Source organism: Promicromonospora kroppenstedtii, from assembly GCF_044389675.1.
Lineage (GTDB): Bacteria > Actinomycetota > Actinomycetes > Actinomycetales > Cellulomonadaceae > Promicromonospora > Promicromonospora kroppenstedtii.
Genome location: NZ_JBIRYI010000013.1, coordinates 190,664 through 198,717, shown reverse-complemented (window position 1 = coordinate 198,717; position 8,054 = coordinate 190,664). Strand labels below are relative to the sequence as shown.

Sequence of the window (8,054 nt, the reverse complement as noted above, 5' to 3'; positions counted from 1 at the left end):
CTGGCTGGTGCGAGCACGGACCGGGCGTGGTTGGACACGTTGGTGGAGACGCTGGGTCTGTCGGGGCGGTTGACGCATCGGCCGGGTGAGCTCTCCGGTGGTCAGCAGCAGCGGGTCGCGATCGCGCGGGCGTTGATCGCGCAGCCGGACGTGGTGTTCGCGGATGAGCCGACGGGGAACCTGGACTCGCGGTCGGGTGCGGAGGTGCTCAGTTTTCTGCGGCGTTCGGTGCGGGAGCTGGGTCGTACGATCATCATGGTCACGCATGATCCGTCGGCTGCGGCGTATGCGGACCGGGTGGTGCTGATCGCGGATGGTCGGATCGCGGGGGACATCAGTGATCCGACGCCGGAGTCCGCGATGGCGGGGCTGGACGCGCTGCGCACCCTGGAGCCCGCCGTCACCACGGCACCCCGGACGGGTGCGTGATGTCGAACTCCTTCCCCACCGCGCGCCTCACGTGGGCGCAGATGCGGCGCAGCACCGGCCGGCTCACGGCCGCGGGCGTCGCGATCCTGATCAGCACCGCCTTCGTCACCGTCACGCTGCTCGCCGGCGGTGTCATCAACGGCACCACCCGCGACATGGTCGCGGCCGGCTACGCGCAGGCCGACGTCGTCGTGTCCACACCGGGCACGGAGACGGACGGCATCGCCGAGGCCGACATCGAGGCCGTGGCGGCGCTGGACGGCGTCGCCGCCGTCCAGCCGGTCACGACCTGGTTCGGCGACCTGCGCAACGGCGGCAAGGGTGGCTTCCAGGTGTTCGCCCCGGTCCCCGCGGACCCGAACCTGTCGCCGCTGGAGCTCGCCGACGGCGCCTGGCCGTCCGGCGCGGGCGAGGTGGCGCTGTCCACCAAGGTCGCCGAGCGGATGGAGGTCGGCGTCGGCGACACGGTGACGCTGAACCGCACCGTGTACCCCGAGGGCTGGGCCGAGAGCCAGGCCGACGACCCGGCGGCCGAGCTCGGCGAGCCCGAGGAGGTCACCGAGACGCTGACCGTGACGGGTATCGCCAGTGACCCCTACGGCGCCTACACGCCCTACGGCGGCGCCGCCGCGGTCCCGGCCGCGACGCTCGACGCCTGGAACGCGGGCGAGCCCTACAGCGACCCGGTCACCGAGCTGCTCGTCGCGCTCGACACCCCGCTGCAGGGTGACGAGATCCCGGCCTCGCTGAGCGAGGCGGTCCAAGGTGCGTTCCCGGCCGGCGCCGGCGAGGTGGCCGTCCAGACCACCGAACAGGTGGCGGCGGAGCAGACCGCGGCGCAGACCGGCGGGCAGGACCTCGTGTTCCTCGTGTTCGTCCTGACCTTCGCCGCCATCGCCCTGCTGATCGCGGCCATGGTCATCACCAACACGTTCCAGGTGCTGGTGGCCCAGCGCACCCGCACCCTGGCGCTGCTGCGCTGCATCGGCGCGGGCGCGGGGCAGCTCTACCGCAGCGTGCTGCTGGAAGCCGCGATCCTCGGTGTCGTCGCCTCGGCGGCCGGCATCCTGGTGGGCGCCGCACTCGCCCAGGTCGCGCTGCTGGTGGCTCCTTCGTTCGACCTCGGCGTGCCGCTGCCCACGACCATCGCCCTGACCTGGCAGGCGGTCGTGCTGCCGCTGGCCGTGGGCGCGGGCGTGACGGTCCTGGCGGCGCTCGCCCCGGCCCGCTCGGCCACCCGGGTCGCCCCGCTGGCCGCCCTGCGGCCCGCCGACGCGCCGACCCTGCGTGCCCGCACGGGCCGGGCCCGCCTGGTGATCTCGCTCCTGTGCGTGATCGGCGGCTTCGCGGGACTCGCGGTCGGCGTAGCCCTCGGCATGGGCGGCTCGCCCCAGTTCGGCCTGGTCGCGGCCGTGGGCGGCGGTTCGCTCGCGTTCTTCGGCGTGGTGCTGAGCGCCGTGCTCTGGCTGCCGCGGGTGGCGGCGGGCCTCGGCGCCCTGGTGGCGCGGAGCGGTCCGGCGGCCCGCCTCGCGGTCGCCAACACGCTGCGCAACCCGCGGCGGACGGCGGCGACCTCCACGGCGCTGCTGATCGGCGTCACGCTGGTCACCATGATGTCCACGGGGGCCGCGAGCGCCCGGATGTCCGCGGACAGCCTGCTGGACGAGACGTTCCCGTACGACGTGAGCGCGTCGCCGTCCGACGAGAGGTACGTCGACGACGTGCGAGAGGCCGTGGCGGGCACCGACGGAGTCACCGACACCGTGCTGGTGACCAACGCGACCGTCACGCTCGCCGGGGTGGAGAACATGTCGGTCGCGGCCGCCGACCCGCACGACCTCGCGGCCGTGGTGAACGTCGCCGAGGAGGCGGAGCGCCTGGCGGACGGCTCCATCCTGCTGACGCAGGACGCGGCGGACTCGCTGGACCTCGGCGACGGCGACACCGCCACGGTGGAGGGCACCGAGGGCGCGGTCGACCTGACGGTCGTGATCACCACGGCCGAACCGCTCAGCAGCATGATCACGGCCGCCGACCTGGACCGGATCACCACCGAGGACCAGTGGAGCGACGTCTGGGCGCACATCGACGGCTCGGACCCCGCGGCCGCGCTCACGGACGTGCAGAACGCCGTGGCGGAGGTCGACGGCGGGGCGTTCGTGATGGGCCCCGCGGCGCAGGCCGCGCAGTTCCGGCAGGTCGTGGACGTGATCCTCGGCATCGTGGTGGGCCTGCTCGCCGTGGCCGTCGTGATCGCCCTGATCGGCGTCACGAACACCCTGTCCCTCTCCGTCATCGAGCGGACCCGCGAGTCCGCGACCCTGCGGGCGATCGGGCTGGGCAAGGACCAGCTGCGCGGCATGCTGGCGGTCGAGGGCATGCTGATCGCCGGGGTCGGCGCGGTCCTCGGCATCGTGCTGGGTCTCGTGTTCGGCTGGGCCGGTGCGGCCACCGCCCTGTCGCTGATGGGCGACGTGCGGTACGCGGTGCCGTGGCTCGACATCACGCTGGTCCTGGTGATCGCCCTCGTCGCGGGCCTCCTGGCCTCCGTGATCCCCGCGCGGGCCGCGGCCCGGACGTCGCCGGTGGCGGCGCTCGGGGTGGAGTGACAGGAGCGCTGGTCGGGCTGTCCGGGCCCGACCAGCCTCAGTCCCCCGACATGGTGCGCCGGTCCCCCACCGGCCCGACGGCGTGCGGGAACGCGAGCGAGCCCGCGCCGACCCACCACTCCAGCACGTCGTAGGCGAGCCGCCCCGCGACGACGGACGGGTCGGCGTCGGACAGCCGCGCGGCCTCGGCCGGGTCGCACGCGAAGATCGACATGCCGCGGTAGGACGGGTCGCTGCGCAGGTCGAAGGGCCCGTTCACGACGAGCACCCCGCGCCGGCGCAGCTCGGCGCGGTACGCGAGATGCCGCGCCTGGAGCGCGGTGAGGTCGTCGTCGCTGATGGCGGGCGCGCCGGGCGGGCGCCGCAGGACCACGACCGTGTACACGTCGAAGGCGTCGGGGACGTCGGGGTCGCTCGCCATGTCCTCAGGCTACTGAGGCCCAGCGTTCCCGGCCTCCGGCGGAGCCCAGTCCCCACCGCACGCCCCGCACCGCCAGGGAGCCGGCGGGTCCGCCCAGGGCGCGGCTGAACCAGGTCTCGACGCCGAGCTCCGTGCGTGCCCAGACGGGCAGCAGCGCCACCGACCCGGCGGCGAGCAGGCGGTAGGGGCCGCGGGCGACCCGGGGCAGCGGCGGCTCGCGCAGCAGGAAGTGCGCCGTGTCGAGGGCCTCGGGCGTGGCCACGAGCTCGTCGCGGTAGGACCGCAGGCACGCGGACAGCTCGGCGACCGACTCCGGGACCGCCTCGGCGCCGAGCGCGCGGGCCACCCGGCCGGACTGCGCCACGTACTCGTCGGCCTCGTCCGCGGTCAGCGGCCGCTCGCCGTAGCGCTGGTGGGCCGCCAGGAACGAGTCCGCCTCGGCGACGTGCACCCACGTGAGCAGGTGGGGGTCGCTCGCGCGGTACGGGCGGCCGTCGGGCGCCCGGCCCCGCACGCGGTCGTGCACCGCCCGCACCCGGTCGACCATCTCCTGGGCGTGCTCCTCGGTGGCGAACGTCGTGGTCGCGAGGAACGTGGAGGTGCGGGCCAGCCGCCCCCACGGGTCGCCGCGGTAGCCGGAGTGGCCTGCGACGCCCGCCATGGCCAGCGGGTGCAGCGACTGGAGCAGCAGCGCGCGCAGCCCGCCCGCGAACGTCGCCGAGTCGGCGTGCACGCGGCGGATCGGGCTGCCGGGGGCGAACCAGCGCGGGCCGGGCGTGAGGTGGATGCGGTCGCGCGCCTCGAACCCGCCCGGCCCGGCCACGCGGGTGAAGAGAGCGTCGCCCACGCGGGCGCGCAGGCGTTCGACGGGACTGGTGACGGTCGGCACCCTGCCAGTATCCGCCTGGCGGGGCTCAGGCGGCGCCGAGGTGCGGCATCTGGTCCAGCCGTTCGAGGATCACGCCCTCGCGCAGCGCCCAGGGGCAGATCTCCAGCTCTGTCAGGTCGAAGACGTCCATGCAGGCCTCGGCCACCAGCGCGCCGGGCACGATCTGGTGGGTGCGGCTCGGCGAGACGCCGGGCAGCTCCGCCAGGTCGGCCGGGGCCATGGCGATCAGATCGCCGATCCGTTCGCGCAGGTCGTCGCGGCGCAGGGCGCGCGGCACCAGCGGGCCGTCGCCCGCCGGGGCGGCTCCGCAGATCCGGGCGAGCGAGCGGAAGGTCTTGGACGTCGCGGCCGCCCGGTCGGGTCGGCCGGCGCGGAGCAGGCTCCCGGCGTTGCGGGCGATGTCGGCGCGCAGGTCGCGGCGCAGGGCGTGCAGCGCATCGGAGTCCGGCCCGGTGCCGTCGGCCGCGGCACCGAAGTGCGTGCGGGCCAGGCGCGCGGCCCCGAGCGGCAGCGACCAGGCGGCGTCGGGCGCCTCGTCCGGGCCGCCGGCGATCTCCAGCGAGCCGCCGCCGATGTCGAACACGGCCAGCCGCCCGGCCGACCAGCCGAACCACCGGCGCACGGCGAGGAACGTGAGCCGGGCCTCGTCGGCGCCGCTGAGCACCTCCAGCCGCACCCCGGTGCGCTCGTGCACGGCGCGCAGCACGGCCTCGGCGTTCACCGACTCGCGGACGGCCGACGTCGCGAACGCCAGCGTCTCGGCACAGCCCCGCTCCTCCGCGACGCGCACGGCCTGGGCGGTGAACTCCACCAGGGCGTCGACGCCCGCCTGCCCGACGGCGCCGTCGTCGTCCAGGTGCTCGGCGAGGCGCAGCGGCTCCTTGTACGAGGAGGCGGGCAACGGCGCCGCGCCGCCGTGGGCGTCGACCACCAGGAGGTGCCCCGTGTTGGAACCGATGTCGAGGACGCCCAGACGCATGGACCGAACGCTACCCCTGCGCGCACCACCGGTCGGCGAGCGTCTCGGCGCCGCGGGCCAGGAGCGCGACGTCCGCCCCGGTCAGCACGAACGACGCCCCCGCCTCCAGGTAGGCCTGGGCCACGGCGGGGTCGAAGGCGTTGACGCCCACGGGCTTGCCCGCGGCACGCACCGCCTCGAACGTCCGGTGCACGGCGGCGGTGACGGCCGGGTGGGTCTGCTGCCCGAGCACGCCCATCGACGCGGCGAGGTCGGAGGGGCCGACGAAGACGCCGTCCACCCCGTCGACGCCGGCGATCAGCGCCGCGTTCTCGACGCCCGCGACGGACTCCACCTGCACGAACAGCGAGACGTACCGGTCGGCGTCGGCCAGGTAGTTCTCGACGCGGTTCCAGCGCGCGCCGCGGGACAGCGCGCTGCCGACGCCGCGCACCCCGCGCGGCGGGTAGCGCACGGCCCGCACCACGTCGTGCGCCTGCTCGGCCGTGTCGACCATGGGCACCAGCACGTTCTGCACGCCCAGGTCGAGGAGCTGCTTGAGCACCACGGCGTCGCCCGACGGCGCCCGCACCACCGGCGTGACCGGGTACGGCGCGACCGCCTGCAGCAGCGCCGTGATCGTCTCCAGGCCGACCGGCGAGTGCTCGCCGTCGATCAGGAGCCAGTCCAGGCCGGACCCGGCGCAGATCTCCGCCACCAGCGGGCTGCCGGTGCAGACCCACATGCCGGCCTGGGGCCGGTCGGCGGCCTCGAGGCGGTCGCGGAACGTGGGCGGGAGGCTCAGACGAATCGGCACGTGACGGTCCCCAGCTCTCGGTAGTCGGCCAGCACGGTGTCCCCCGGCTCCACCCACATGGGCCGCGTGAAGGAGCCGGCCAGGACGATCTCCCCGGCCTCCAGCACGTCGCCGTGCCGGGCCAGCTTGTTCGCGAGCCAGGCCACGCCGGCCGCGGGGTGATTCAGCACGGCGGCGGCGACGCCCGTCTCCTCGATGGTCTCGTTGCGGTAGAGCAGCGCCGCGGCCCAGCGCAGGTCGGTCTCCCCCACGCGCACCGGGTTGCCGCCGTGGACCATGCCGCCCATGGCGGCGTTGTCGCTGATGGTGTCGACGATGGTGCGGCCCGTCATCTCGACGCGCGAGGACAGGATCTCGAGCGCGGGCACCACGTACTCGGTGGCGCGCAGCACGTCGAACACCGTGGCGTGCGGCCCCGCGACCCGTTCCCCCAGCACGAACGCCAGCTCCACCTCGACCCGCACGTTCGAGAACCGGGCGTGCTCGATCACGGACCCGTTCTCGTGCACCATGTCGGCGAAGATCGCGCCGTAGTCGGGCTCGGTGATGCCCGTGGCGGCCTGCATGACCTTCGAGGTGAGCCCGATCTTGCGGCCCACCGGGCGGCGGCCGGCCTCGATGCCCCGCCGGCGCCAGGTGTTCTGCACCGCGTAGGAGTCCTCGACGGTCATGCCCGGGTACCGCGCGGTGAGCAGCGGCACCGTGGTGCGCTCCGCCTCGGCGCGGGCCAGCTCGTCGGCGATCGCGGTGACCGTCGCGTCGTCCAGCGTGCGGCCGTCGGCCTCGTGCGCCCCCGTCACAGCTGGTGCCCCAGCTTGTACTCGCCCTGCTTCCAGGAGGGCAGCACGTCGTCGTCCGCCTGCGCGCGGGAGGCGTCCTCCGGGCGGGTGTAGGAGAACCCGTCCGCGCCGATGGTCACGGCCATCTCCGAGGTCTCGGTGCGGGCGACGACGGGCTGCGGCACGCCGTCCAGGTCGAGCACGGGCGAGGCCTCGGTGTACCAGGACGGCACCACGGGGTTGCCCCACCAGTCGCGGCGCTGGTTGTCGTGCACGTCCCAGGTGACCACGGGGTTGTCGGGGTCGCCCGTCCAGTAGTCCTGCGTGTAGATCTCCACGCGGTGCCCGTCCGGGTCGCGCAGGTACAGGTAGAAGGCGTTGGACACGCCGTGCCGGCCTGGGCCGCGCTCGATGCGGTCCGAGAGGCGCAGCGCGCCGAGCTTGTCGCAGATCGCGATGATGTTGTGCTTCTCGTGCGTGGCGAAGGCGACGTGGTGCATGCGCGGGCCGTCACCTCCCGTCATCGCCGTGTCGTGCACGGTGGGCTTGCGGCGCAGCCAGGCGGCGTAGGTGGTGCCCTCGGCGTCCTGGATGTCCTCGGTGACGCGGAAGCCGAGGTCCTCCATGAACCGCACGGCGCGCGGCACGTCGGGCGTGACCTGGTTGAAGTGGTCCAGGCGCACCAGCGCGCCGGGGGTGTGCAGGTCGTAGCGCCAGGCGAGCCGCTCCACGTGCTCGACGTCGTAGAAGAACTCGTACGGGAACCCGAGCGGGTCCACGACGCGCACCGAGTCGCCGATCCCCCGGGTGAAGCCCCCGGGGGCGCGCCGCACCTCGCAGCCGAGCTCCGTGTAGAACGCGACGGCACGGTCCAGCTCCTGCGGTCCGCGCACCCGGTAGGAGAACGCGGCGACGGCGGCCACGGGCCCCTGGCGCAGCACCAGGTTGTGGTGGATGAACTCCTCGATGCTGCGCAGGTAGACGGCCTCGTCGTCCTCCTCCGTCACCACGAGCCCGAGCACGTCGACGTAGAAGTTCCGCGAGGCGGCCAGGTCGGTGACCACCAGCTCCATGTACGCGCAGCGCAGGATGTCCGGCGGCGGCGCGATGGGGGTCGGAATCGATGCGGGCGGGGTCGGTCCAGGCATGGCG

At 74.5% G+C, this 8,054-nt stretch carries 8 protein-coding genes; 2 read left to right on the top strand and 6 right to left on the bottom strand.

Going from position 1 to position 8,054, the window contains the following annotated elements; translation table 11 throughout:
* On the top strand, positions 1 to 429 hold a 429-nt coding region (locus ACH47X_RS20610), incomplete at its 5' end, for an ABC transporter ATP-binding protein (protein ID WP_397406480.1).
* A complete protein-coding gene (locus ACH47X_RS20605; protein ID WP_397406478.1) occupies positions 429 to 3,038 on the top strand; it encodes an ABC transporter permease in 2,610 nt (869 codons plus the stop codon). The genes ACH47X_RS20610 and ACH47X_RS20605, both read left to right, overlap by 1 nt.
* A gap of 37 nt (positions 3,039 to 3,075) precedes the next feature.
* On the opposite strand, the gene ACH47X_RS20600 is transcribed toward ACH47X_RS20605, so the two are convergent.
* From ACH47X_RS20600 to hpaD, 6 genes are read right to left on the bottom strand one after another with little or no spacing between them, the layout of a single operon-like run.
* Positions 3,076 to 3,459, bottom strand: coding sequence for a YciI family protein (locus tag ACH47X_RS20600; RefSeq protein WP_397406476.1), 384 nt, complete (start codon positions 3,457 to 3,459; stop codon positions 3,076 to 3,078).
* Between the two features lie 4 nt (positions 3,460 to 3,463).
* On the bottom strand, positions 3,464 to 4,348 hold the full coding sequence (locus ACH47X_RS20595; protein WP_397406474.1) for an oxygenase MpaB family protein: 885 nt from the start codon (positions 4,346 to 4,348) through the stop codon (positions 3,464 to 3,466).
* 25 nt (positions 4,349 to 4,373) lie between these two features.
* Entirely contained in the window at positions 4,374 to 5,327 is a 954-nt protein-coding gene (locus tag ACH47X_RS20590) for a Ppx/GppA phosphatase family protein (RefSeq protein WP_397406472.1), read from the bottom strand.
* A gap of 10 nt (positions 5,328 to 5,337) precedes the next feature.
* Positions 5,338 to 6,123, bottom strand: coding sequence for an HpcH/HpaI aldolase/citrate lyase family protein (locus ACH47X_RS20585; RefSeq protein WP_397406470.1), 786 nt, complete (start codon positions 6,121 to 6,123; stop codon positions 5,338 to 5,340).
* Positions 6,108 to 6,923, bottom strand: coding sequence for a fumarylacetoacetate hydrolase family protein (locus ACH47X_RS20580; RefSeq protein ID WP_397406468.1), 816 nt, complete (start codon positions 6,921 to 6,923; stop codon positions 6,108 to 6,110). The genes ACH47X_RS20585 and ACH47X_RS20580 overlap by 16 nt, the downstream gene beginning before the upstream one ends.
* Positions 6,920 to 8,050, bottom strand: a complete 1,131-nt coding sequence (gene hpaD, locus ACH47X_RS20575; RefSeq protein WP_397406466.1) for a 3,4-dihydroxyphenylacetate 2,3-dioxygenase — start codon at positions 8,048 to 8,050, stop codon at positions 6,920 to 6,922. Before hpaD ends, ACH47X_RS20580 begins: the two co-directional genes overlap by 4 nt.
* Between the last annotated feature and the right edge of the window lie 4 nt (positions 8,051 to 8,054).

Coding starts and splice junctions, on each gene's coding strand:
- ACH47X_RS20605 (WP_397406478.1), top strand. CDS start 429: ATGTCGAACTCCTTCCCCACCGCGCGCCTCACGTGGGCGCAGATGCGG.
- ACH47X_RS20600 (WP_397406476.1), bottom strand. CDS start 3,459: ATGGCGAGCGACCCCGACGTCCCCGACGCCTTCGACGTGTACACGGTC.
- ACH47X_RS20590 (WP_397406472.1), bottom strand. CDS start 5,327: ATGCGTCTGGGCGTCCTCGACATCGGTTCCAACACGGGGCACCTCCTG.
- hpaD (WP_397406466.1), bottom strand. CDS start 8,050: ATGCCTGGACCGACCCCGCCCGCATCGATTCCGACCCCCATCGCGCCG.